The following is a 23,306-nucleotide window of genomic DNA, read 5'->3' on the forward strand; positions in this document are numbered from 1 at the left end:
CCCCCTGGTTAATATCTACACAACTAAAAGCCCCTGATGCTCGTTACTACTAGTATACCTGCTATCCTTTTCATTTGTACAAACCCTCTACCAAAATCATGATTCCAGTCCTAAAGCCTTTCATACACACCAACCCCAAAACATAAAGTTCCGGGGCCAATATCATCCTTTAAACTACATCACATCAACTCAATCATGCGCTAAATTCGTTGGGTCTGTTGACACAATATCAATCCCCTTCTCTAACCCCTTAATGGATTTAAGTTGAGAAGTGATAGCTGCAATAGCGATAACAAATATTCCTGCAATAATAAACAACAACGCAATGCCTCTTCCCGGACCAACGCCGATATATGATCCTACGGTCGAAGCAAGTGCTCCACCTTCCACCAAAAGCGGGTTAAAGACACGGTCTGCCAAAAATCCTGCAAGGCTGTAGGATACAATAAAACCCAATTGTGATAAAATGCCGATGATTCCCCACACCCTACCTTGTTTCTCGTTGGATATGTTATTGCGCACCAATACGTCTGCACTCATGTTGACAAAAGGCAGGGAGGCCAAAAACAGGAAGCCTGCAAAGATAATGAAATAAATATTGGTGGAAACCCCCAAGAAGGAGAATGATAATCCAGATAGAACCAGACCCAGAACAAGTATTTTTGAATATTTTTTACTTAGGGTGAACATGCCAATACACAGACTGCTGATCAGCATGCCGATCGCGCTCACAGATTGAAATGTTCCAAGTGTCCTTGAATCCGAAAATGATAAGATCATAGGACCAATGAGCGTCTCGAGGAATCCCAGATAGAACGTGACAATCGAAATAATAATAACAAGGAGCAGCACGCCTTTACTTGTCGTGACTTCAATCCAGCCTTCGTTAAGTTCAGCAAGCCAAGGCTTCCTCTCGGCATCGCTTCGCGCTGCTTTAATGCTTTTCCGAATAGCAAGCACCGCTAGAATGGCAACCAGATACGTCAACATATTAATGACTAGAATGACTTCAATGGTTGTTATACTGAGCAGAATGCCCGCTATTATGGGTGAAAATAGAAACTTGGATGATTCGGCGAGCTGTACCAAGCCACTGCCCTTTGAATATTGATCTTTATCAAGCAAATCGGTGGCTGAAGCCTTGTAGGCTGGACTTTGAATGGCCGAGAACACGGAACTGAAAGCAACCCCTACATACAGATGCCATAGTTCAATCTTCCCCGTCAGGATCATGGTCAAAATAAATACTAAGCCTGCAGCAGAACCAAGATCACCTATAACCATCATCATGCGCCGGTCAAAACGATCGGCTAGGACTCCGCCAATAGGACGCAACAGGATATTAGGCAAAAAGGTAAACAGTGTAATCAGCGCCACAGCTGTCGCCATATGGGTTTTCTCAAATGCGTAAACACCAAGGGAGAATGCCGTCATTCCGATTCCCATGGTAGATATGAGCTGTCCGAACCATACGATCAGAAATTTGCCAAATGACCTGTGTTCCGTCTGTTTCATTGGTTAAGCTCCTCTCCAATAAACCGTGTTAGAACCCGTGATCCGCAAGCCACTTACCTAAGCTGCTCTCTCTCGCTTTAAGATCATGCTGCTTGTTGAACTTGCCCATATTACGATCTGCCACCAGTTTGCCGTCCATCATGAATAAAACCCGTTCAGATCGCGCGGCGACCTTGACGTCATGGGTAACCATTAATATGGTCGTTCCAGAAGCATTAATATCTCCTAGAATATCCATAATTTCACTGGTTGAACGTGAATTCAGTGCCCCAGTGGGTTCGTCGCCAAACAGAATATCAGGCTGATTGATCAGGGCCCTGCAAATGGCGAACCGTTGCAACTGTCCACCCGATGCCTGGGTAATATTGTGGTTGGCTAGTTCATCAATCCCCATTTTTTCCATCAGATTGAGCGCTCGTTTATTAATGGAATCTCTACTACTTTTTTGGGCCAGATAGGCAGAAAGAATGATATTGTCGAGTAGATTCAGATTTTTCAACAGATGTATGTTCTGAAATATAAAGCCCATCTTATTCAAGCGAAGCTGTGCCAATTCTTTCTCTGAGAACTCCGAAATTTTCTTGCCAGCAAAATAAACACTCCCGCTACTTACCTGATCCATGCCGCTGACATTGTATAACAAGGTTGATTTTCCTGAGCCCGATGGACCCATAATGGAGACAAATTCGCCCTTCTTCAATTGAAAATTAATATCCTTCAAAATAGGATGCTTCTCATGCTCACCAGTACTGTACGATTTGTTCACGTTTTTGGCTTCCAGGATTATAGTCATGGTTGTCCCCCTATTCGATAATCATTTTGGAAATGCTGGATTCTTTGATGGATTGAATACTGATTAGAGCGGTACAGATAATCGTTGCTGCCAGCAGCAGCGGACAAAGTACGTACGCTTGTAGCGGGTCAATGACAAAAACGATATTGGACGCCCCGAAAGAAGCCATTATTGCACTGATCAACCACTCACCTGCCGTATTTGATAGTATCGTTCCTACAAGGACCCCAACACCCAAAACAATAAGGGACATCGATACATATTTGAATTTAATTGTGGAGAGGCCAAATCCCAAACTTCTGAAAATCGCGATATCACCGCTGTCCTTTGCGACAAGCATTTTCAGGAATAATGATGTGATCAGGATAGTAACCAATACTGCTACAACAAGCGCCAACACCGCAACCAGCTTAAGCTGATGAATCGTTCCTCCAAGTGTTTGATATAAGTAGCCTTTTAAATCGGTCACCTTTGCAGGTGAGAACGCTTGCTCATATTCCGCAATTTTATCTGAGATTTTATTACCGTCATCTTTCAAATCCAAACTTACGACATACCAGAGCACACGATCCTTGTTATAGGCCAGCCGTGCTTTGGCAGTCTTTCCACCGTTGGTCACATCCTGATATACACCACTGACTGTCATTTTTTTTCCCTGTCCATTTACGATCAGTACCAAGGAATCTCCTGTCTTCTTCTCCATGTCTTTACTGTTCGCATCAGACAAAGCAATTTCATTTTCATTTTTCGGTGCCTCGCCATTCACGTAAGACAAAGGAAAAACATCAAAGTCACCTGTCTCTACGCTCAAATGATCATAGCTACCTTCACTGTTCAACACTTTGAATTGGCTTGTGACAAGAGGTGAGTATCGAAGTACGTTCTTATCCTTTTGAACATAATCAATTAATTCAGCGTAACGCTGTTCGATATCTTCAGAGTGTCTCAGATCAATACGCATATCGCTTTGACCTACACCCATGTAAGAAATAAAGCTAGGAGCTTGTAAAGTATGGAGGAAATTTATAGGTACGATGATAATAAATGAACTTATAATAAACACAAACAACAGCAAACGGAACATTTTCATTCGTTGGATGACTTCTTTTAAACTCAGAAAAACCGGAACCGATAACCACCGATTTTGGGAAAGGTTCAGTCTTTTTTGACTTATTCTCGTCTCACCCATACTGCCCGAACGTAATGCTTCGACGGCTGAAATGTAATTAAAACGCCGAAGCACACGGTTGCAGAAAAATACAACGATGGCAAAAATGAAGACAGCCGCAAACAATGTTATGCCGTAATGCAGCCATGTTTTGGGAGCTGCCCCTATGTAGAGTATCATATTGGACATGAACAGATTGTTAACCCATAGTGATGCAAGAAAACCTGAGATAGAGCCCAATCCTGCCATAACAACATATTTACTCAAGTAGAGTTTCTTAATATTACGCTCAGATATGCCGATAGCTTTCATGACGCTAATCTCTCGATAATCCTCTTCAATGGTAGCGAGCATAGTGAAACGAATGCAGAGTACAGCGATCACAATCAATATCAAACTGACCAGAATGACTACAGCCGCCACAACCCCATCGGTCAAAGCATTCAACAACTGAAACAGATTGTAGTTCACCACAGGACCAGCGTTCGGTAAACTCGTATTTTGATAGGCTTGGGTAAACTCGCTGATCATCTTGGAATCTCTAAGTCGAAATTCAATCAGATACTCCGACTCTCCCGTATTTTGTTTCAAGGCTTGGAATTCACCCTGACTGATGACAAAACGTTTGGAGTGAATGATCGATGGATTCATTTGAGCATCACGTACAAAATCCACGATCTTGTATGTTCTGCTGAAAGAACCGTCTTTAATATGAATAGGGTCACCAATACTCAATTTCTTTTGCTGCAAATAATAAACGGGAACCGCAATTTCTCCATCATTCACCTGCACAATCTCACTATCCAGATTCAGCAGAAAATCAAAATCCTGATTTTGTACAACAAAATCAAGATCCATGATGCTGTTTTTCTCAGCCTCCGCTCCAAAAAACAAATGAGCACCGTCTATGTTAATCATTTCTACGATCTGGTGTTTATCTACCATCTCATTGGCCTGTGCCCACTCATTCACCTTCATTTTATCCAGTTTCCCTGCGTGCATTTGCACAACATGAGGCGTCTTCGATTCTGTGAATAAATGGTGAATTGAACTTGTTAGCTCCATAATCATTCTTGTACCCGAAGAAACAAGTGAAGCCGCTAGTAAAATAAAAACAAATAGAGCGATGTTGATTCCTTTTTTCCTCATAAGATCATTTCTCAGCATACGTAATAGCATGAATAACCACTAGCTCCTTTGCATGGAACACTACTTTGGAATAATCAGGTACACTTTATGTAATTACTTTTACCGATATGTCAAACCCTACGGACCAAAGCTCATGTTCCTTTTTTTCTGTAAAATAACCCCATTTATTATGTGCCCCGATTGTACCAATAAATATGAACATCTGAATCAGTCTGCGGTCCAGTTCTTACTACTCCCAGAGCCTGAGGTCGATGAATTGAGAACTTATTTATTCATATGCTAAGATAATGATTCAAACCTTTTCTAATGAACACTCAATTTATGGGACAAGTCCCCGATAAGAAAGGACACTATGAATCCTTCATCCATACCATCCATGTTGCATCCAATGATCCCGCCGCTGGATCTGCGCAGTTGTTTAGTCAGCGTACGTGGTGAGATCATATACGAGCACTACCGCAATCAAGAAGCAGCAACCCATATTGCCAAAGTCAATTCCTGTACCAAAAGTGTGCTGTCCGCGCTCATCTGTATTGCTATGGATCAAGGGGTGCTGCCTGAGGCTGACACGCCGATCTCCACCTTCTTCCCACAGCTGATATCAGACCCTGACCCCCGCAAACCGGAAATAACGTTGGAGCAGTTATTAACCATGACGGCTGGCTTCAACTGGGATGAATTCGGAGGACAGAATTCATTTCCGCGTATGACGCGTACAGATCACTGGGTGAATTTTGCGCTGGAGCAACGCTTAAGTCATGTGCCAGGTACATATATGGAATACAATTCAGGGGTATCACAGATATTGTCTGCCATCCTCATGCATAGTACAGGTATGTCCGTAGCTGAGTTTGCGGAACGTTATCTATTTTGCCCACTGGGAATTCAACAGTATGAATGGGAAAGCGACCCACAGGGGGTACATACCGGGGGGTTCGGCTTAAAGATGTTGCCGAAGGATTTACTGAAATTCGGACAACTGTTTTTGCAACAAGGCATGTGGGACGGGCAGTCGCTGATTTCGAGTGATCTTGTTAGCCGCTCTACAAAACCTGCCATTCCAGTTACCCCACCCAATCATGGCAGTTACGCTTGGCATTGGTGGGTGGATGCCTACACCAACGAAACTTCCGAAGCTCAGGTTGCGGAACAGCCCGCTCCCATACTTCACTATTACTACGCCCGTGGATTTGGCGGTCAATTTGTATATATCGTCCCGGGTCTGGAACTCGTTGCCGTGCTCACCAATGACAAACGAAAGAAGGAAAAACCTCCGCTGGATGTATTCCCCAAACGGATTGCACCTGAACTGTTAAAATGCCTATAACATTCTTACGTTTCGTTTAATGGATAATAAATAACCCCCAACCATTTGGGCGTGTTCCCGAATAGTTGAGGGTTATTTGTTTAGCTTTATTAGAACTAGACATGCCATACTCTTGTATATCACAAGCTTTGCAGATCAGCCTCCGAACTTCCGACCTCCGTCTTCCTATCACGGAAAGTTCTTGTATTAATTAGATAGTATAACGTTGCGTAAATCGTAAGAATAAACGTACCAAAGAACATACAGAAAGCCAGCGATGGACGACTTACACTCTCATGCATAAGTTCAACCAGCGTCTCTCGATTGGTTAACGCATCCCAGCTGTTCAGGCGATAAACACGTCCCAGCAGGACACCGTAACTTCCCAGAGCACAACCTCCAAGCACAAAGATCCATGAAACCCATCGCCCCATTTTGTGATGAATCACTTCCTGAAGCTGATACATCGACAGAAATCCGAGCAATAAACCTGTCCAAACGAACATCAAGACCACAATTAAATCATACCAGTACTTGTAGTCCAATCCATTGCCTCCGTCATAATAGCGGGAACTGCGTGCCGTCAGGTGAACAAGATCCGTTACAATGTAAGACGAGTTCGGAAAGAACAATAGCCAGAGCAGTCCGCTTGCAACGGCAAACCCTGCTGCCCCTTTCCATTTAGCATGGCTAAAGCCATAGGCCACATAGGAGAATACAAACGGAATCCAGCCCAAAAACAGATTCCAGATAAGGAAGCGAAAATAGCGCTGCTCCAGCCAATCCGCTGCCGCGTAATACAAACCTATAGTCACCACTGTGACCACACTAAGGAAAATAAATATTTTGATATAGTTCAGTTTTCTCAATGATATTTACCTCGCTTGATTCAATGAAATACATTCAGTTCCGAAAATATCGGATGATCTCTTCCTTGTTCTTTTCCACACGCAGATTCAGTCCACGTTTATCCTTTAACCCATATTGCTGTAGTTCATGTCCCGGATCAAGCACCAACGGTTTCGTTACTACATCCTCCAACAAGTTCATTGTCAGTTGATAGGCTTCACGCAGCTTATGCACCGGAATAATCGATTCATATCGCTTAATCAACTCAATCACACGTTCCGCATACATCAGACGCACCATACTGTCCGCACTCGTCAGTTGTCTTGATGCGAATGCTGTGATTGCATTAATAATTAGCGGATTCGCATGATATCTGGCAATTGACGTAAGCTCATCAATCGCGTCCCAGTTCATTATAGATAATTCAGAGGTTAACTGAACTATTCTTTCATCCATCCATGTCTGCTCCAGCTCCTGCGGCACATCCCATTGCTTATACTCTGTATAAACTCCACCACGATGCATCTGAACAGCGCTCCCATAATGTTTAACGAATAACGCTTTGGGAACACTCCAATCAGTTTCCATCCAACCACCACCATACCTGTCTCTATTTTCGCTTAAAACCAACACACATTACATAATTTTACTGTTGAAGACCATACTAAGATCATACCATTTCCCAAAGGAGAATCAAATTCACAATGAATCCAAATTCAATGCAGCCTCCAAACCGAATACAACCTGCAACTAATGCAAATCCAGGCTTCACACCTCAGATGAACCATGGCGGACATGAAATGTTCGATATGCATGAAATTCTGTCAGGAGCCATCAACGTGTTGGATCAATACATGATCTTCAGGACGTTTGTACAAGACAACGAACTGTTGGGTATCCTTGATCGTCAATACAACTTCATGTTGTCCCAATACAATCTGACTGCGGAATGTTTCTCAACCGGACACAAACCGCAGCAAGAGACTGCAACCTACATGATTCCAAACATCGTACCACCTGTATATGGCCTTAAGCCGTCCGCTCCAAAAAAGCCAAACCAATCCCTTTCGGATGTGAAAGATGCAGGCATCAGTGGTCATATGCTGGGATTAATTAAGTCTCACGCCTCCCTGCTGGCCATGTCTGCTCCTGAAATTACGAATGGAGCCGTGCGCCGAGTCATCGCTTCGCAGGTTCAACAGTTTATCGAGATGGCCTACGAAATTTTCATGTATCAAAATCAACACGCTTATTATCAAGTGCCTCAGCTAAATGCAAATGATACCACGCAGATGCTTCAGGCATACGTTCCAGCAAACGGCACACCTCAGATGCCAATCAACAATAAACCACCTCTCCATTAATTTAAAATAAGCTTGATCAACAAAGAACAGTATCTTCAACCCACTCAAGGTTGAAAGATGCTGTTCTTTGTTGTTTCCAGAATCATCCGGTGTTGTTACTACCTTGGGTAACACATTTTATTTTTAAGGAATTCTACCTTGATTCAATTACCAGAAACTGGTTTAATCAGAATGTGGTCACACTACTCATTATGTAACATGGGAGGTTTTTGAATGCGATTGAATCCATCGATTAAACTTGGTTTTCTAGCCATCACATTAAGCTTTACAGCCATCTGTGCAACTCTGACAACATCTCAAACTACATTGGCTGCACCTGACGCAGCTTCCAAAACGGTATATCAACAATTTCAAATATTTTCAAAAAATGCAGTGAAATCCACACCCAGCCTGGATCAGGCACGTAAATATCTATTGAATCATATCGATGAAGTCGGCCCTTGGCAGGCTACCTTGATGACCCTTCAACTGGAGAATTTGCAAAAGATCAGACTGGCTGACTTGGATCAAAAAATGTATACGGAACTGTTTCAAAGTGTTCTCTATGAAGCCCATTCCAGCATAGGTTATGAACAAAAGCTTACATATAGCAGTCTGCTCAAAGTGATTAAAGATCCGACGGTTCGCAAGCTCTTGCAGGAAGCTTCCGATCTGAGATTCAAACTGGAAACCAGTGAAGGTCTATACTATCCCATCATCAATTATGAGATGTACAAAAAGTTTCAGCCCTACGTGAAACCTGACATTTTTGCTTACATTGATATTATGGCTGCGGAATCCAACCAGCCCACAACTTCCGATGCGGCCTTTATCATAACCTGGGATGAACTCATCCGGCGTACTCTAGAGAAGGAGGCTTTCCTGAACAACTTCCCAAGCTCTAATCGTACGTCAGCAGTTAAGAATTCGCTGTATGTTGATTACCTGTTTTATGGAAGTGATAACTCTCCCGCCTATGACTGGTACACGGAAGAAGAAATTCGTACTATCGATCCAGAAGTGAAAAAAGCATACGAGAAGGCTGTGGCAAATAGGGAGCCTAACACGAAGAGTGTACTTCTGGATACAGTGGATAAGATTTTGCATCTTCTCGATAAGAGTAACGACGAACTTACCCCAGAAATCAAAGAAATCACTGACCATGTTGAAAGCCTGTTTGCCAATGATTAATAAATAAAAAAGAAGCGGCACTCCTCTTTACAGGATGTGCCGCTTTAGCATACCTTGAGCCCTTCTTATTCCATTCCAGAAAAGTATTATCTCGATACCGATGTAAGTTTGTCTGGATTCACAACAAGATAGAATCCCTTTATTCGCTCTCCAAGAGAGTCCAGTTCCAAACACAGCACTTCGGACAACTGTCCGTTTTCCAGTAACGCAAGGTGTTGCTCTCCGTTGATAAATGTGGGCACCCACTCTCGTTCTCGCAATCGGGTAAGCACCCGGCGAGAGGTCAACAAGGCAAGTACGCCCTTACGAACTCTCATCGTTCTCATAACCGTATGCACACGTCCACCGCCATCTGCCGTAAATACGGGTTGTTCCGCAAGAAGCTCGAGCATCTCGGAGACATCATAGTTTAGAAAAGCGGTTGTAAAACGAGCCAGCAATTGCTCTTTTGCAGCATAATTCGCAGAACTCTGTTCGATCGGCAAAGGTCTGTCGGGAAGCTTACGTCTCGCCCGGCTAAAGATCTGACGGCAGTTGCTTTCTGATTTGCCCAGCCACTCCGCTATTTCCGTATATTCATACTGGAATGCCTCACGAAGCACAAAAACGGCTCGCTCCATCGGGGAAAGCTGTTCCAGCATAACCAGATAAGCGTAGGAAATCATCTCCTTCTGCTGCACAGTTTCTTCCGGGATGTTACCCATTTCACTGTCACTCATTGGCTCGGGAAGCCATTCTCCAACATAGCTTTCCCTTTGATTACGGGCAGAATTTAATAGGTTCAGACTTCGGTTTACGATTAGTTTAGCAATATAGGACTTGGCATTACGGATATCATCAAGAGACTTGCTCTGAAGTTCCGTAAAACAATCCTGCACCATATCTTCAGCCTCCACAACACTGCCAAGCATACGATAAGCAATGGAAAAGGCGTAGGCTTTGTAACGAATATACAATTCACCAACTTCCAGAGAAGACACTTCTGGCTCATTGGTGAAGGAATTGAATTGCATGAGATGGCCTCCTCTGGCAGATGGTCGAAAGTTTACTTATTCAAAGCAGCCAGGGTACATCCCTGTTGTAATGGCAATCCGGTTCCAGCTATTAATGGTATTAATCGCCATGATCAGATCCACCAGTTCGGCCTCACTGAAATGCTCTCTAACTTTTTCATACAATTCAAGTGGTACGCCTTGCTCCGAAATAAGTGTTACCGCTTCAGCCAGCTCCAGCATAACACGTTCTTTTTCCGTAAACAAAGGCACCTCGCGCCACACACTCAGCAGCAAAATGTGATCGGCATAATCTCCAAGCTTCAACAGATCTTTGGCATGCATATCGAGACAGAACGCACAGCCATTGATTTGCGAGACACGGATTTTCAGCAGCTCATATAATGGCTTGTCTTTAAACTGACCCGAAATGTGCTGCTCCAATGCCATCATTGCTTTGAAAGCACCCGGGTTAGCCCTTCTATAATTCACTCTTAAACTCATTGCATTCGCCTCCGTATTTTGGTCTACAACCTGAAGACAAATCAAGGCTCACATCTGTGACACTTTTCTATAAAAAATTTCTTCAGCATATTTTGGGCACAGAATTTAACTCGGCAAAGTTAAGATGAGTAACCTGAATGGACCTTGCTAGGTATGAATATAGTTCACGTAATGCGTTATGTATAAACAAGATTTTTCCGTATTTATGTTAGCTGTTTGATGTTTTGTTTGTGATTTTGAACAAATAATCAGGATACATATTGATACACGAAACAAAAGAGTAGTAACATACAGCTACAAAGTAAACTTTCCTGACATAAAAAATGAACGTTTCATTATCCTAGCAAGGAGTGACTTCCATGATAACTTCCAATTCCAATTCTCCACTTACATCCGAACTGCCTCGCGGCTGCACGTTCTCCCCTGAAGACTGGCATGTACTATCTCAATATTGGTATCCAGTTGCCCAGGCAAGCGAAGTGACAGATAAACCACTTGCCGCTCAATTGCTTGATGTCCGCTTGGTCCTGTATCGCAGCAATGACAAGGTTGTCGTTGCCAAGGATCTTTGTTTTCACCGTGGTGCTCCGCTCAGTAAAGGTTGGGTAGAAAATGGGGAAATTGTCTGCCCATATCATGGTTTCCGTTACAACTGTGAGGGTAAATGTACCGCCGTACCTGCGCATCCGAGCTCCAAAATCTCTCCCAAACTGAAACTTATCGTATATCCTGCGGTCGAACGTTATGGCTTGATCTGGACTTCACTCGCAGATACTGACGAGCAGATTCCTGCATTCCCGGGATGGGATGATCCGGATTATATCAACATCCTGCCCCCGAACTTTGATATCGCAGGTTCTGCCGGACGTCAAATGGAAGGATTTCTGGATGTATCCCATTTTGCCTACGTGCATACCGAGACGTTCGGGGACCGGAACAACACGGAAGTGCCCCAATACAAAGTAAAACGCGAAGGCAATGAACTGCTTGCCGAATACTGGAGTTCTGTCAGCAACTATGGCAAAGGGCAGGACAACGTGGCACCCGAGGGTTTTCAGTGGCTGCGTGAATTCCGCGTATTTCCACCATTCGCCGCATCACTTACCGTTCACTTCCCGGAGAACGACAAGCTGAACATTCTCAACTGTGCCTCTCCCATCTCCGCACGTTTTACGCGATTGTTCTGTCCGATTACCCGTAACTTTGACAAGGATGCTCCAATTGAAGATACAATCAAGTTTAATTTGCAAGTATTTGAGGAAGATCGAGAAATGGTGGAATCCCAAAAGCCAGAGGATTTACCACTGGATCTGCATGCTGAAGCGCATATTCCCGCAGACCGTACCTCGATCGCTTATCGTCAGTTATTGACGGAGCTTGGATTGGGAAGAAACTATACATCATAAATGGAAAACAACTATGGAAAACAAATGGACAAAAAAAGAAGCGTTCCTCCGAACTCGGACGCTTCTTTTTTTGTATAATTTCTATACTTTCACTCGTGACAATGTACTGGGATGAACCCCACTTAAACGCCTTATATCAGTCACTTACCCTTGATTATCCGTGCTCATAGGAGGTTCGGTATAATACGGACAACCGGGTTCGTGGATAATACGGGGATCAACCCAGGTTCCCCAATATGGAAGTCGATTCACATAAGGCTGAACGTTGGGATGGCTATTCGAGTCAGGCATGTTTGTTGCCGGAGAAACTTGAGTTACACAGTCCACTGGCGGCCCAACAATTACCGTTTTTTGAATGGGAGCAAGTGTATCCTTTACCTTATTCTCATCCAAACAATACGTATGGGCCAGAATACTGGCAGGTGTCAGTCGTAAAATATCCGAACCAAATATAGCTTCAGGAACCGGCGCATCGAAGATAGCGAGCAGGTGGGTCTGATCTACCGTTGCAATTTCATAGTGCCACCAACCTTGCGGAACATTCGCCACTTGACCCGGAGTAATCGTAAAGTTTAACAACTCATTGGTAAACGGATTGATGAGGGAAACGACGGCGGAACCACTGATGCAATACACCAGCTCGGTTGCATTCTGATGAATATGAGGTTCAACCACATTGCCTGTGCTAAGAAAAATATCCAGCAAGGATACGTTTCCCAATGTGTTTAATTGATGAATGGAGAGAAAGTTAATATAGTTATTTCCGTCTTTTTGAAAGAAAGGATTCTGGTTCACGTCAAATGTAAATTGGGTGGTTGGTAAGGTATAGTCCATATAGGAAGTTGCCAAAATAAAACGCCTGCCTTTCGCTCTCGGTTTAGGTGATAACCTATACGCCAGCTTATGCTCCGGGCTACTATGCGTGAGCCCATTTCTGAGGAAGATACATTTACAGAACAAACCAATCCTGACACAGGAAGCCTCGTCAGGATTGGTTTGTTGTTGTTATTCATCATCTTTTCTCGCCAAAATCTCTTCCGAACTGACGCCTACTTATGTACAGGACAAGTCCACATGCTGCAACCAAGTCATCCGTGACACAAATTCAGGAGTCTCTTCAATTAAACTATTCGTCACACCCAGATAATGCAGATTCTCCAGCTTCTCCAGCTCAGGAGGAAGCTCGTTTATGCCAGAATAACTAATGTTTAAACTCACTAGCTTCTTCTTGTGTAATCCCCATTCCATATATGTTCTCATGAGCAACACTAAAGAAAAAACCTCTCCCATCCTCTTTCAAAAAACAAAGATCATCCGGCAGTGATGGGTACAACCAGTCATGAAAACGATTTGCTTCTTCCTTAAGGATCTGCCCTGATTTCGGTTTACAGCGATATATGTAATAGATCCCCTCTAAATACATGGCTCCACTTTGCATCATCATTTCTTCCATCGTACAGCTTTCAATAAGGTAAGGCTTCAGTCTCTGCAATACTCTTGAAACCCCTGGTATTTCGTCGTCATCGTAACTTCCTCTGTCCACCAGCAAAAAACGATCTGTTTTCTCAATCAACTCGTCAATTAAATGTTCATAGGCAGCGCCTCTTGGATCAGTATGAAACGATACAGCAACCACATCATATCCCCTTCACCCATACCACGTTCTATTAAGCCCTCTGTGTCACTCCATCGCATCGCAGCATAGGCTAATATCATCAATCAAACACTGGAGGCATGCAACATGGCATACGGACCTGGTTCAGTTCCTATCCCGCCAACTGCGGGTTATCCTTACCCTTATTATCCACCGCCGCCCTATCCCTACCCTTATCCATATCCATATCCATATCCATATCCCTATCCACCCATCGTACCGTTTCCACTGCCCTTTCCCATCGGACATATCGGAGGCCCAGGATGGCATGGCGGTTACCACGGTGGTCCACACGGTCCATTCCCTGGAGGCGGCTATCCCGGCGGACCACATGGCGGAGGACCCGGTGGACCTGGCGGAGGTTTCCACGGCCATCGTTTCTAAGAGTAGAATAGCCATGCAGGAGCTGCTACGGGCAGCTCCTGTCCTTGTTCAATTTTCTTTTAAAACATCCAATGATGCCCTTTCGTTGAACGGCTTTCTGCCTGTTCAATACTCAATCTCATCCATGATCTTCAGATTACGGTTGGACATTTCCAACAGATCTATAAACGTCTCCGACACATAATAAACAAAGTCCGGATCATGCACATACATAATCACTTGCCCGTAGGTTCCTTTCTCTGTCGGATCAAAATCTAGCATCAAATACAGGGAGCCTCCCGCCATCGTTGCAAAAGGAATCCACGCTTTATGGAATAAGTAAGGCTTAATCTCCGGGTCCAGTTTGCTGATCTCTTCCGCAGAATAGTACTCATCCAACTTCTCATCTACTTCACAGAAGTATTGTTTGGTTTCCCGAATTTCCTTCAACGACATCAGATAAAACGGAGTACATTCCTCTGCCTCCGCATCACCCGGATACAAGATATGAAATGCATAACCACTCCCGTCCTTACGCTTATAGAAGGCACGGAAATCCTCCGGCAGCCGGACGCCATACTCCGTTTCAAATGCGGTTAGACTTTGCTCAGAAGCACCCTCCTGATGCTGGTATTCGTCGTATAACTGCCGAATTTCATCATCTTGGATTTTTTCGTTCAAAAGCTCATTCAGCGTATCGAACAATTCATTCCATTTTGCATTCATTTCAGATGTCATGATGGATCCCTCCCTTTTCAACTCTTCTCTACCCGTTCCCGTACATATTCCTGATATCCCCAGAATGCCTCTTCTTCCCCTCCGCCTTCGATCAGGACCATAACAGCGTAGGAAAACAGATCCAGCCAACGTTCCATCAACGCAACTTGATCATCTGTGATCAAGTTGTTACTCTGCAACATTCCTTCAGGTTCGACAGCCCAAGCACGTCCTAGGTGGGTGATTCCCCATAGTGAAGCCATAACTTCACGATCCAACGTAGGTTGTTTTAGTTCAGGAGCCAAGACATGCAGGATTTCCATGAGTTCATGAAAATTTTCTTCATTCAGGTTACCGCGAAAGGGGCGCAAGCTACCAAGAAAACCGGTTTCCATCTTCGAATGATTCAGATCATCGTAAGTAAAGGCATGACATTTCAACAAAATCACTGCTTCTTCACGCTTCATTTCAATCCCTACTTTATCCAATCTTGATCTACAATCATTGGTGTTCACCAACGTAAAGGTTCTTCTCCACGCCATAACACATAGCGCTCAATTTCACGGAGGGTGCCTGTGCCTATGCCATACTCATCCATCTGATCCGAGTGCAGATCAAGAATATGCAGCATGCCTCCGAACGTACCGACAGCAAGTTTGGACTGGTCAGGAGAGCTTGCCAAGGAATAGATGGTGCTGCCTACAAAATGTCTCCACACTTCCTGCCCGTCACCATTCACACAGTATAAATATCCATATGCGTCACCAAGCACCATGCCTGCATCCAATTCCACTGCAGCGTATACACGGGCGTTCTCATCCATTACAGGCCAATCTTCTTTATTTTCATTACCATCGATCGTTTCCAGCTGAACTTGTATTGTAGCACCGTTATAAAAGTGACAGGCATTAAACCATACCTCTGAGCTGTCAGCAGTGAATACCGCATAATGAGGATAGCTGGATTCAGGATAAAGGGAATACGTCTTATTTTGTTTGCGATCCAGTACCATATGGTTACTTACCTGGCTGCCGTAGGCAATCCAGCGACCGTCCCGTGAGACTGCTGCATGACCCATATCAATCTGCGTATCTTCCAACTCATATTCTTCGATCTCTGCCGGATTCGGGTGAAGCAGGGATACTTCCTCTTGATCTACCATGTAGATTCCATAATTGGAGAAGATAAGAACGGATTTCCCATCATTAAAAGGAATAAGTCCTTCAAGTGTGCGTTCCGGATGCTCGCAGTCAGCAAGGGATTCGATGCGCGGCAGAACCTTCTGAATACTGGATTGGATATCTTCCCAGCGATACACCGCAAGCTCTTGTCCTTCCAGATGGCGATCTGGTTGTCTGATGATGCGAATACCGTCCGATCCGGCCAGCGCATAGTCTTCACCATTTGGCGAACAGCCTGCGAAGGTATACTGAGAGAAAGGCAGCCATCCATCTTGATCAGCCGTATATACACAGCCATTCTCCGTGAAGGTGCCGGTTATGAAGACCATTGTTTCCGCATCCAAATAACCAACCACCCGAACGGCCTGCATGGAAGATTGAAAATGTTCGTTCATTGGCCAGGTTGCAGCAGGCAGTTCAAGTCGAAGCCGTTCCACATCTCCTTGAAGATTGGCTTGCTTCACCATATTCCACACTTCAGTACTGATCGAGGTTCTTCCATCCCCCTCCAGCTCCGATTCGTCTACTTGCTCTCCTGCCATGCCTCTGCGTACAAATGCATTGACATCTTTTGCGTATCGTTTGCCTTCATTACGCCATGTTTCTGCAATATTTTCTTTCAACCAACGCAAATGTTATTCCTCCACTCCGCCTCTATTGATGACTGTACAATGGTGTGCCAGCAAAAATTGATCCAGATCGTGATCCCTCGCACCTTCCGTCCCGTGCATCTCTTCATAGAAAAGCGCAATTTCCCTGCCGTTCGCATAATTAAAACGTAAATATCCACCCATGGAGATCATAAAAAGTTTACATGTGTACTCATTTTCCATCACTGCATCCCATTTGAATCTGCTCTTACACAAATCGGCCAGTTCTTTCATGGAGCCTTCACGTTCAACGTTAACCAAGTGGTAGAACGTATGGTTTCGCAGCTCGTTCCACGGTTCGAAATACGCCGGGGTCAGCGGTTTATCCTGATGGTAATATCCGCAATAGATCCGGTCCAGTGTCTCTCCAAAGTCAGCTTCTGAGCACGTCCACAGGATAATATGCTCATCATGACGCGGGAACCATAACAATCCCTTAACCTCTGGATGAATCGCCAGGAAATCCCCATCCACCGAACTGCCGATACTGATGCACTCCTGAAGCTGATTCTGAGTAACCGGTGTGTCGTCCGTGTGCATCCAAAAATCATATTCAGCAAAAGGTTTCAGTACCTCCTGATCCGGCCGCTGCACATTCATCCAGCCCGTATACGTGCCTTCCCCGTATTGTTCCAGCCATTGGCGATATGACGCAGGTAACGAGATGGAATGCTGTTCTTCAAAATGATCCAGTTCCTTAGCCGGTACGGGCTTCAACGCACGAGTTACTATATACATTCACGACATCTCCCTACGATCGTTTCGTTCAATCAAGACAGTTCATTCAATCGATTAGTAATTCAACCAGGTTAAGGCTAGGCCAATTCTTCCTGCACAATTTCGGTTAGTACACCCTTGCGGTTTACAATGCTAATGGCAAATGCATCATAGCCGTCACGTTTCACCTGCTCAAAATCCATGCGCTCTCCCGTAATTAATTCGTAGGTTCCGTCTTCATCCACATCTTCCCCGAACTCATCATCCCACGGTACGTTGTAAAAGGCAGATAGCTGTACTTCAAATATGTCTTCCCCTTCGACGTCCAGATAGGGACGTAGCGGTCTGTTATTCAGGTCTTCCTCTGGATATGTCTCACACAACATCGCATCATAACCGTGTTTGGCTGAATCGATGAGTAAGTAACGTTCCCCTGTTAAGGTATGCTCTGCATATACAATGAGTGGTGTCGAATCATGCCAGGTTATCAGATCATCATCGGTTAAGTCACCATAATAAAAAATATGGAACTTGTCATGTCCATCGCTCGTTTGCAATTTGCCTTTCCATTCGACTTCATGAGTCTGAACATCCGAAATCTCCCGAACCAAACCTTCCAAATAGGTAGGTCCTTTATGTACACCAAATAAATTCATCATCTCGCCTCCGCTTTATTCATTCGAATGGTTACAACTTTATGTTCTTCATCCACATCCAGCTTCACATCGATGCCTAACTTATCATGGAACAAAGCCGTAACGTTGATATAAGGATCACGAGCAGCTTCGCTGCCCCCATTGCTAGAACGACTCATCCCCTGATGAATAATGGATTGGACCAGCTTTCCATCCCCTTTTCCAGTATTTTGATAAGTATAAATCACCTCTTTGTCCTTATTATAAAAATTCAACGCCGTTGTAAAATCGTTGGCATTGGTATATTGCTTTTCGGATTTTACATATTCATTTTCTGTGGAGTGATAGCTCACTTTACCCGCCAGATAGGGATTCTCTTCACTCGGTTTAACATCAAACTCCTGATACGCGATGTGAAAAAGATATTGAATATGATTCATATCCACACGGTAATACAACTGCCTGTTGTCTTCCTCCTTATCCATGGCCGCAAAACTGTTGATGAGCGGCCAGGCTTCATAGGATTTGCCATTCACGTCGACAGCCAGAGCATAATCAGAGAGTACCTTCTCTTTTTGAAACACACCATACGTCTGTAAAATGAAATAAGTTGGAATGAGTAATATGCCTATGATCACTGCAAATATCGTAAGCTTTAAGCGGAATTTCATGTTTGTCCTCCTTAACGTAACGCCTCGCCTTATCCCCGTTTATCCTGTCTTATGCTGAAGTTTGGTCAAGATGCGGACAACAAGTTCCCTGTTCTTGGCGTTCTTGATATAAGCTGGGATGGAATGTGAAGCCGTCTTCAATGCTACATTTCCAGGTTTCACACGCAAATCAGCCGAAATATATGAGATGAGATAGTTTAAATGCTCCCGATTAACAGCCCACACCACCTTACCTCTGATATAGTCCAGAAAATACAATTCCATATCAAACACAGGATCGCACCCATCCTGAATATCGGGATAACACTCTTGGTATGCTCGCTTTTTATGTAATTCGACATGATTAATAGTCCCGCAGTGCGGGCATTCGATATGTGACGCTTTGTGAGTTATCTTTTTCTCATCCGTCACTTCAACATTGAACCAGCGCTCACATCGGACGCAATTGTTCTTGGCCATGTAATGGTATTCCGTCTCTTGAATTCCATGAGCGTAACACTGCAAACATTTCCATGCCAAATGATCTTCTTCTACGACAATAAAGGCATGCCCGCCGCATGATTTACATTTCACATCGACCTGCTCTCCCCGGCGAAGAACAGCGTAGAAGCTGTATTTATAAGCGCCTTCATCCTCGAAACGTTTCATTTTTAGTCCCCGCCTTTCCCCTGCATATTAACCATCGCTAAAAGCAATCACTCAACATTTGCCAGTTGTTCTACCTAAAATTATATGTAACTCCAGTGCTTAGCACAAGAAAACACAGCGTAAAAAAAGAGCACCTTATTCCAGATCATCATCCGAAAGGTACTCTTCTCTCCCATATAACTGAATGAATCATAGGTCAAGCAAAAGGGATACAAGCAATCCCATCGAAGCGATAAAACCTACTACCGGCCCACCTTCTTCGAACGCTTCCGGCATCATGGTGGAACAGATCATCGCAATAATGCCCCCTCCGGCAAATGCCCCAATAGCCGCCGCCATCTCATCAGGAAGCTGCTCCAGGAACAAATATCCGCCCAAAGCTGCAAGTGCAGAGATGATCAGTACACCCAGCCACATGAGGATAATTCTGGAGCGGGTGTATTTATTGCGTTGTAATCCAACCGTACTGGAGAGGCCCTCAGGAATATTGCTGACAAAGATAGAAACAACCAACACCACACTGACACCGTTCCCGGCGAGTAGACTGGCCCCCAGCATGATCGATTCGGGAATGGCATCCATAACCGTCCCTGCAAAAATACCAAGTCCGCTCTGGCTGGAATCTCCGTTACCGGCGTTTTCCGAACGTTTGCGCCCGGCTCCCCCTTTACTGGAAATGAGCAAATCGAACAGCGTGTACACTACGGCCCCTGAGGTAAATCCAATCGCCGTCGGCACAATCCCCCCATCATTGAGCGCATCCCCAATCAATTCAAATGCGGCTGCACCAATCAGGGTCCCTGTACCAAAAGCCATAATCCAGCCAATAACTCGTTTCGGAATTTTCAGAAATAGCGCGGCAAGTGCTCCAATGACAACAGCCGAGGCGGAGATGCCGCCCCACATGAATGCAGTCCACATCCGGGATGACCCCTCTCATGTTCATATATGATCTATCACTCCATTAACCGGAGCATAGAGAACAAAAACAGGGGACACATCAACAGGTTAATATAAACCGCTAACTCTAAACCATCATTTTGCGCAGTGAAGATATATATCTTGAACGAATAATGAAGAAATAGAAGGTCTGCGCCAGCAGAAATGCGCCAAACACAGTTAACACAGGCACCGAATATTCCGTGATACCGAATTCCTTCAGGAACGGTTTCACCACAACGAGGGTTTCAATAATCGAGATCAGAATTGGGAAGAAAAAGAGAATCGCAATCTGGATCGTCGATGATCGTTTCATCTCTTGAAAGCTAAGTCCCATTTTCGAGAGAGAATGTACCATTTTCCCATCAGCTTCAAGATCCGTATGCAGTCTGAAATACAGAAAGCTGGCTGAGGAGATCGAGAAGATCAGTCCAATGAATATCCCCAAAAAGGTAAAGAGTGCCGTTGTCTGTCTGAAATTTTCGAAGTCAGCATATCGCGTCGTGAAAAAGCCGGAAAAGTCTTTATTATTAGAGTTATTTCTAATGATCTCATCCATGCCAGCCAGCCGATCACTAACCATCGCTTCGGATGATTGCCGATCAGGCACCGATCCCCCCCATGAAGGGATATGATAAAGATATTTACCGGAAACAGCATCTTTGTCCAATTGTCCGGCAAGCGCCTTAAACTCATCATCACTTACAATAACTAGGGCTGAGGTATACATAAGCCCGTTGAATTCCGGTTCAATTTCAGTGTATTTAATATCGAGTGTAACCGGTCCTGAATTCATATCCAGCGTTAACTGATCCCCCTTGGCATAGGCACGAAATCCTTCCTGATTTCGAGAGTTCTCCACATCTCGGGAATCAATGAATATACCGGTATGGGATGTGAGCGTATAGGTCGGTTTGTTCTGGATTGTGTTGAACTGGTTAAAATCACTTAGAGACATCACACTGATGCCACCGTCATCCGTACTCGTCCTAAAATATTCCAGATAAGCCTCCTGATATTGAAGACCAGCAGCATCAAGAACTTCATTCACGGGTGCCATATTAGGCTCTTCCGATGCACTGTACACGTTATACCGAATTGGGAAAGGATTGTCTCTAAATACTTGTCGATTCTGTTGATCCAGCGACAAAATGACCACTGCACTCATGGAAGCAATCGCAATAACCACTGTTACCATAAACAGCATGCGTGCGTTATCTTTTATTTTGTAACTCATCTCCGAAATCCACAGCAAGCGTGTACCATGCCATACCCGTTTGCGATTACGCTTCAACAGACGAATGGCCAGCACGGAGAGCTGTGAGTAGAAAAAATACGTACCTGCAATGCCTGTCACAGCAGCGATCAGAATGCCCTCATTCGACAAACTCCCGTATATCGCAATGAATCCCGTAGCCAGGAACGCAAGTCCAAGAATAGAGAATACCCATGAAGCTTTAGGTTCCTTTTTGGGTTTACTCGTGCCAGTTAGCAGCTCCAATGCCCGCTTATTTCCGATAAAGACCAGTGTGAACAGGGAAATGCAAAAGAACAGTACTAAAAAAGCAATCACCGTAATCAACATGGCCTTTACAGGGAAATAAAAAGGCAGATCTTCCATACCGATAAATCGGGTAGTTAACATCAGAAACAGCTTGGACAATAACATGCCTCCACCTATTCCAGCCACAATGGACAGACATCCGATAAACATATTTTCCAGAATGACCAGTCTTCGGATCTGTCCCGGTTCTGCTCCCAAGATGGTTAGAATACCGAATTCCTTATTCCGTGATTTCAGAAATGCACTAATGGAATACATAACGAAGAAGATCGCGAATACGTACACGATGATGGAGGCAACCTGCATTCCCGCTGCAGTGGTTTTGCCAATCGGCAGTTTCTCAACAAACGGGTGATAGATAAACATCGCATACGCAAAGAAAATCATGACCATAAAGGCACTGCTCAGGAAAAAGGCGATGTACGCTCGCCCGTTACGACGAATGTTGTTAAAGGCGAACTGAGGAAAGCTCATGCGAATTCCCTCCCCAGAAGGATAATGTATCAATAATCCGTTGAAAGAACGTCTGGCGGTTATCACCACGATGCACTTCGGCTGCGAGCTTGCCGTCCTTGATAAACACAATCCGATGGCAATAACTTGCGGCAAGTGGATCATGCGTGACCAGCATAATCGTTGTTTTCTCTTGCTGGTTGATCTGTTCAAGCGACTCCATTACCGCTTGAGATGATGTGGAATCCAGCGCACCTGTCGGCTCATCGGCCAGTACAATAGATGGCATATTAATCATGGCCCTGGCAATGGCTGTACGCTGCCGCTGTCCGCCCGAGATTTCATAGACGCGTTTATCCAAAATATGATCAATTCCAAGCTGAGTCGTAATCCGATCAAGCCTGTTCTCCATTTCCTTCAGCTTGACCTTGTCCAGCGTCAACGGGAGTAATATATTTTCAGCAACGGTCAAGGTATCGAGCAGATTAAAATCCTGAAATACAAACCCGAGTTCCCGGCGTCGGAACATGGCGAGTTCTTTCTTTTTCATATCAAACGGATTCAAGCCATTAATTAGCACCTTGCCTGAGCTTGGCTCATCAATGGTCGAGACCATATTGAGCAACGTCGTTTTCCCACTGCCCGATGGTCCCATAATCCCTACAAATTCACCCTGCTTGATGGTCAGATGAATATCACTAAGGGCTTGAGTCTGCACTTTGCCCTGATACACTTTGTTTAGAGCCGTAACTTGCAACATTTCCATAGGTGTTTCCCCTCCAACTAAACTATGCTTTGTTTTCATATCCTTATCCTAAACGACCTCCTACAACCCTGCTATCGATTTACCTTAAACTTTCCTTACACAGCGTTTAAGGTTATGTTCCCCTGCTCCTAC

25 protein-coding genes are annotated in these 23,306 nt (G+C 44.4%); 5 read left to right on the forward strand and 20 right to left on the reverse strand.

Features of this window, described 5'->3' with window-relative positions; translation table 11 throughout:
* Positions 1–189 precede the first annotated feature (189 nt).
* The 3 genes from BMY78_RS15440 to BMY78_RS15450 are packed head-to-tail and all read right to left on the reverse strand — an operon-like array spanning position 190 to position 4,655.
* On the reverse strand, positions 190–1,515 hold the full coding sequence (locus BMY78_RS15440) for an MFS transporter (protein WP_090900292.1): 1,326 nt from the start codon (positions 1,513–1,515) through the stop codon (positions 190–192).
* Between the two features lie 28 nt (positions 1,516–1,543).
* A complete protein-coding gene (locus BMY78_RS15445) occupies positions 1,544–2,308 on the reverse strand; it encodes an ABC transporter ATP-binding protein (protein ID WP_090900296.1) in 765 nt (254 codons plus the stop codon).
* A 10-nt stretch (positions 2,309–2,318) separates the two neighbouring features.
* A complete protein-coding gene (locus tag BMY78_RS15450; RefSeq protein ID WP_090900299.1) occupies positions 2,319–4,655 on the reverse strand; it encodes an ABC transporter permease in 2,337 nt (778 codons plus the stop codon).
* Positions 4,656–4,977: 322 nt separating this feature from the next.
* Between BMY78_RS15450 and BMY78_RS15455 the strand changes: the two genes are divergently transcribed.
* A complete protein-coding gene (locus BMY78_RS15455; protein WP_090900302.1) occupies positions 4,978–5,952 on the forward strand; it encodes a serine hydrolase domain-containing protein in 975 nt (324 codons plus the stop codon).
* A 119-nt stretch (positions 5,953–6,071) separates the two neighbouring features.
* Here BMY78_RS15455 and BMY78_RS15460 read toward each other — a convergent pair whose 3' ends face one another.
* Positions 6,072–6,800, reverse strand: a complete 729-nt coding sequence (locus BMY78_RS15460) for a DUF1361 domain-containing protein (protein WP_090900305.1) — start codon at positions 6,798–6,800, stop codon at positions 6,072–6,074.
* A gap of 34 nt (positions 6,801–6,834) precedes the next feature.
* Positions 6,835–7,368: a hypothetical protein gene (locus BMY78_RS15465; protein ID WP_090900308.1), complete on the reverse strand. Its 534-nt coding sequence runs from the start codon at positions 7,366–7,368 to the stop codon at positions 6,835–6,837.
* A gap of 131 nt (positions 7,369–7,499) precedes the next feature.
* Between BMY78_RS15465 and BMY78_RS15470 the strand changes: the two genes are divergently transcribed.
* On the forward strand, positions 7,500–8,144 hold the full coding sequence (locus BMY78_RS15470; protein WP_256222219.1) for a spore coat protein: 645 nt from the start codon (positions 7,500–7,502) through the stop codon (positions 8,142–8,144).
* Between the two features lie 213 nt (positions 8,145–8,357).
* The gene (locus BMY78_RS15475; RefSeq protein WP_090900311.1) at positions 8,358–9,314 is read left to right on the forward strand and encodes a hypothetical protein; all 957 of its coding nucleotides are present in this window, start codon (positions 8,358–8,360) and stop codon (positions 9,312–9,314) included.
* Between the two features lie 86 nt (positions 9,315–9,400).
* On the opposite strand, the gene BMY78_RS15480 is transcribed toward BMY78_RS15475, so the two are convergent.
* Both BMY78_RS15480 and BMY78_RS15485 read right to left on the reverse strand, forming a co-directional pair.
* Positions 9,401–10,327 carry a sigma-70 family RNA polymerase sigma factor gene (locus BMY78_RS15480; protein ID WP_090900314.1) on the reverse strand — a complete coding sequence of 309 codons (927 nt, stop codon included), beginning with the start codon at positions 10,325–10,327 and terminating at the stop codon, positions 9,401–9,403.
* A 36-nt stretch (positions 10,328–10,363) separates the two neighbouring features.
* Positions 10,364–10,810: a carboxymuconolactone decarboxylase family protein gene (locus tag BMY78_RS15485; protein ID WP_090900316.1), complete on the reverse strand. Its 447-nt coding sequence runs from the start codon at positions 10,808–10,810 to the stop codon at positions 10,364–10,366.
* Between the two features lie 359 nt (positions 10,811–11,169).
* Here BMY78_RS15485 and BMY78_RS15490 point away from each other — a divergent pair, with 359 nt between their 5' ends.
* Positions 11,170–12,216 (forward strand): aromatic ring-hydroxylating oxygenase subunit alpha, encoded by a 1,047-nt coding sequence (locus BMY78_RS15490; RefSeq protein ID WP_090900319.1) that lies wholly within the window; start codon positions 11,170–11,172, stop codon positions 12,214–12,216.
* 144 nt (positions 12,217–12,360) lie between these two features.
* On the opposite strand, the gene BMY78_RS15495 is transcribed toward BMY78_RS15490, so the two are convergent.
* The 3 genes from BMY78_RS15495 to BMY78_RS15500 all read right to left on the reverse strand — a co-directional run bounded on the left by BMY78_RS15495 (position 12,361) and on the right by BMY78_RS15500 (position 13,852).
* Positions 12,361–13,065, reverse strand: a complete 705-nt coding sequence (locus BMY78_RS15495) for a cupin domain-containing protein (protein WP_090900322.1) — start codon at positions 13,063–13,065, stop codon at positions 12,361–12,363.
* 204 nt (positions 13,066–13,269) lie between these two features.
* Positions 13,270–13,434 carry a hypothetical protein gene (locus BMY78_RS32855; RefSeq protein ID WP_177185749.1) on the reverse strand — a complete coding sequence of 55 codons (165 nt, stop codon included), beginning with the start codon at positions 13,432–13,434 and terminating at the stop codon, positions 13,270–13,272.
* Positions 13,418–13,852 (reverse strand): hypothetical protein, encoded by a 435-nt coding sequence (locus BMY78_RS15500; RefSeq protein ID WP_090900324.1) that lies wholly within the window; start codon positions 13,850–13,852, stop codon positions 13,418–13,420. Before BMY78_RS15500 ends, BMY78_RS32855 begins: the two co-directional genes overlap by 17 nt.
* Before the next feature lie 105 nt (positions 13,853–13,957).
* Between BMY78_RS15500 and BMY78_RS15505 the strand changes: the two genes are divergently transcribed.
* The gene (locus tag BMY78_RS15505) at positions 13,958–14,254 is read left to right on the forward strand and encodes a hypothetical protein (protein WP_090900327.1); all 297 of its coding nucleotides are present in this window, start codon (positions 13,958–13,960) and stop codon (positions 14,252–14,254) included.
* A gap of 105 nt (positions 14,255–14,359) precedes the next feature.
* On the opposite strand, the gene BMY78_RS15510 is transcribed toward BMY78_RS15505, so the two are convergent.
* The 10 genes from BMY78_RS15510 to BMY78_RS15555 form a co-directional block, all read right to left on the reverse strand.
* On the reverse strand, positions 14,360–14,971 hold the full coding sequence (locus tag BMY78_RS15510) for an SMI1/KNR4 family protein (RefSeq protein WP_256222156.1): 612 nt from the start codon (positions 14,969–14,971) through the stop codon (positions 14,360–14,362).
* 17 nt (positions 14,972–14,988) lie between these two features.
* Positions 14,989–15,417: a hypothetical protein gene (locus tag BMY78_RS15515; RefSeq protein ID WP_090902493.1), complete on the reverse strand. Its 429-nt coding sequence runs from the start codon at positions 15,415–15,417 to the stop codon at positions 14,989–14,991.
* Between the two features lie 44 nt (positions 15,418–15,461).
* Positions 15,462–16,763 (reverse strand): beta-propeller fold lactonase family protein, encoded by a 1,302-nt coding sequence (locus tag BMY78_RS15520; protein WP_090900330.1) that lies wholly within the window; start codon positions 16,761–16,763, stop codon positions 15,462–15,464.
* A 3-nt stretch (positions 16,764–16,766) separates the two neighbouring features.
* Entirely contained in the window at positions 16,767–17,519 is a 753-nt protein-coding gene (locus tag BMY78_RS15525) for an SMI1/KNR4 family protein (protein ID WP_090900333.1), read from the reverse strand.
* Positions 17,520–17,596: 77 nt separating this feature from the next.
* Positions 17,597–18,157 (reverse strand): hypothetical protein, encoded by a 561-nt coding sequence (locus BMY78_RS15530; RefSeq protein ID WP_256222160.1) that lies wholly within the window; start codon positions 18,155–18,157, stop codon positions 17,597–17,599.
* Positions 18,154–18,804 (reverse strand): hypothetical protein, encoded by a 651-nt coding sequence (locus BMY78_RS15535; protein ID WP_090900338.1) that lies wholly within the window; start codon positions 18,802–18,804, stop codon positions 18,154–18,156. Before BMY78_RS15535 ends, BMY78_RS15530 begins: the two co-directional genes overlap by 4 nt.
* 39 nt (positions 18,805–18,843) lie before the next feature.
* Positions 18,844–19,452, reverse strand: coding sequence for a hypothetical protein (locus tag BMY78_RS15540; RefSeq protein WP_090900341.1), 609 nt, complete (start codon positions 19,450–19,452; stop codon positions 18,844–18,846).
* Between the two features lie 189 nt (positions 19,453–19,641).
* The gene (locus BMY78_RS15545; protein ID WP_090900344.1) at positions 19,642–20,373 is read right to left on the reverse strand and encodes a ZIP family metal transporter; all 732 of its coding nucleotides are present in this window, start codon (positions 20,371–20,373) and stop codon (positions 19,642–19,644) included.
* A gap of 106 nt (positions 20,374–20,479) precedes the next feature.
* Positions 20,480–22,429 carry an FtsX-like permease family protein gene (locus BMY78_RS15550; RefSeq protein ID WP_090900347.1) on the reverse strand — a complete coding sequence of 650 codons (1,950 nt, stop codon included), beginning with the start codon at positions 22,427–22,429 and terminating at the stop codon, positions 20,480–20,482.
* On the reverse strand, positions 22,404–23,174 hold the full coding sequence (locus BMY78_RS15555; protein ID WP_090900349.1) for an ABC transporter ATP-binding protein: 771 nt from the start codon (positions 23,172–23,174) through the stop codon (positions 22,404–22,406). The genes BMY78_RS15550 and BMY78_RS15555 overlap by 26 nt, the downstream gene beginning before the upstream one ends.
* Positions 23,175–23,306: the final 132 nt, after the last annotated feature.

Origin of the sequence: Paenibacillus sp. OK076 (assembly GCF_900110055.1) — a bacterium.
Taxonomy (GTDB): domain Bacteria; phylum Bacillota; class Bacilli; order Paenibacillales; family Paenibacillaceae; genus Paenibacillus.

Bases quoted from the DNA above. Each gene is read 5' to 3' on its own strand.
- BMY78_RS15475 (WP_090900311.1), top strand. From the start codon at position 8,358: ATGCGATTGAATCCATCGATTAAACTTGGTTTTCTAGCCATCACATTA.
- BMY78_RS15505 (WP_090900327.1), top strand. From the start codon at position 13,958: ATGGCATACGGACCTGGTTCAGTTCCTATCCCGCCAACTGCGGGTTAT.
- BMY78_RS15550 (WP_090900347.1), bottom strand. From the start codon at position 22,429: ATGAGCTTTCCTCAGTTCGCCTTTAACAACATTCGTCGTAACGGGCGA.
- BMY78_RS15455 (WP_090900302.1), top strand. From the start codon at position 4,978: ATGAATCCTTCATCCATACCATCCATGTTGCATCCAATGATCCCGCCG.
- BMY78_RS15525 (WP_090900333.1), bottom strand. From the start codon at position 17,519: ATGTATATAGTAACTCGTGCGTTGAAGCCCGTACCGGCTAAGGAACTG.
- BMY78_RS15545 (WP_090900344.1), bottom strand. From the start codon at position 20,373: ATGTGGACTGCATTCATGTGGGGCGGCATCTCCGCCTCGGCTGTTGTC.
- BMY78_RS15470 (WP_256222219.1), top strand. From the start codon at position 7,500: ATGCAGCCTCCAAACCGAATACAACCTGCAACTAATGCAAATCCAGGC.
- BMY78_RS15465 (WP_090900308.1), bottom strand. From the start codon at position 7,368: ATGGAAACTGATTGGAGTGTTCCCAAAGCGTTATTCGTTAAACATTAT.
- BMY78_RS15480 (WP_090900314.1), bottom strand. From the start codon at position 10,327: ATGCAATTCAATTCCTTCACCAATGAGCCAGAAGTGTCTTCTCTGGAA.
- BMY78_RS15530 (WP_256222160.1), bottom strand. From the start codon at position 18,157: ATGATGAATTTATTTGGTGTACATAAAGGACCTACCTATTTGGAAGGT.
- BMY78_RS15490 (WP_090900319.1), top strand. From the start codon at position 11,170: ATGATAACTTCCAATTCCAATTCTCCACTTACATCCGAACTGCCTCGC.
- BMY78_RS15450 (WP_090900299.1), bottom strand. From the start codon at position 4,655: ATGCTATTACGTATGCTGAGAAATGATCTTATGAGGAAAAAAGGAATC.
- BMY78_RS15540 (WP_090900341.1), bottom strand. From the start codon at position 19,452: ATGAAACGTTTCGAGGATGAAGGCGCTTATAAATACAGCTTCTACGCT.
- BMY78_RS15485 (WP_090900316.1), bottom strand. From the start codon at position 10,810: ATGAGTTTAAGAGTGAATTATAGAAGGGCTAACCCGGGTGCTTTCAAA.
- BMY78_RS15445 (WP_090900296.1), bottom strand. From the start codon at position 2,308: ATGACTATAATCCTGGAAGCCAAAAACGTGAACAAATCGTACAGTACT.
- BMY78_RS15515 (WP_090902493.1), bottom strand. From the start codon at position 15,417: ATGAAGCGTGAAGAAGCAGTGATTTTGTTGAAATGTCATGCCTTTACT.
- BMY78_RS15510 (WP_256222156.1), bottom strand. From the start codon at position 14,971: ATGACATCTGAAATGAATGCAAAATGGAATGAATTGTTCGATACGCTG.
- BMY78_RS15440 (WP_090900292.1), bottom strand. From the start codon at position 1,515: ATGAAACAGACGGAACACAGGTCATTTGGCAAATTTCTGATCGTATGG.
- BMY78_RS15535 (WP_090900338.1), bottom strand. From the start codon at position 18,804: ATGAAATTCCGCTTAAAGCTTACGATATTTGCAGTGATCATAGGCATA.
- BMY78_RS15555 (WP_090900349.1), bottom strand. From the start codon at position 23,174: ATGGAAATGTTGCAAGTTACGGCTCTAAACAAAGTGTATCAGGGCAAA.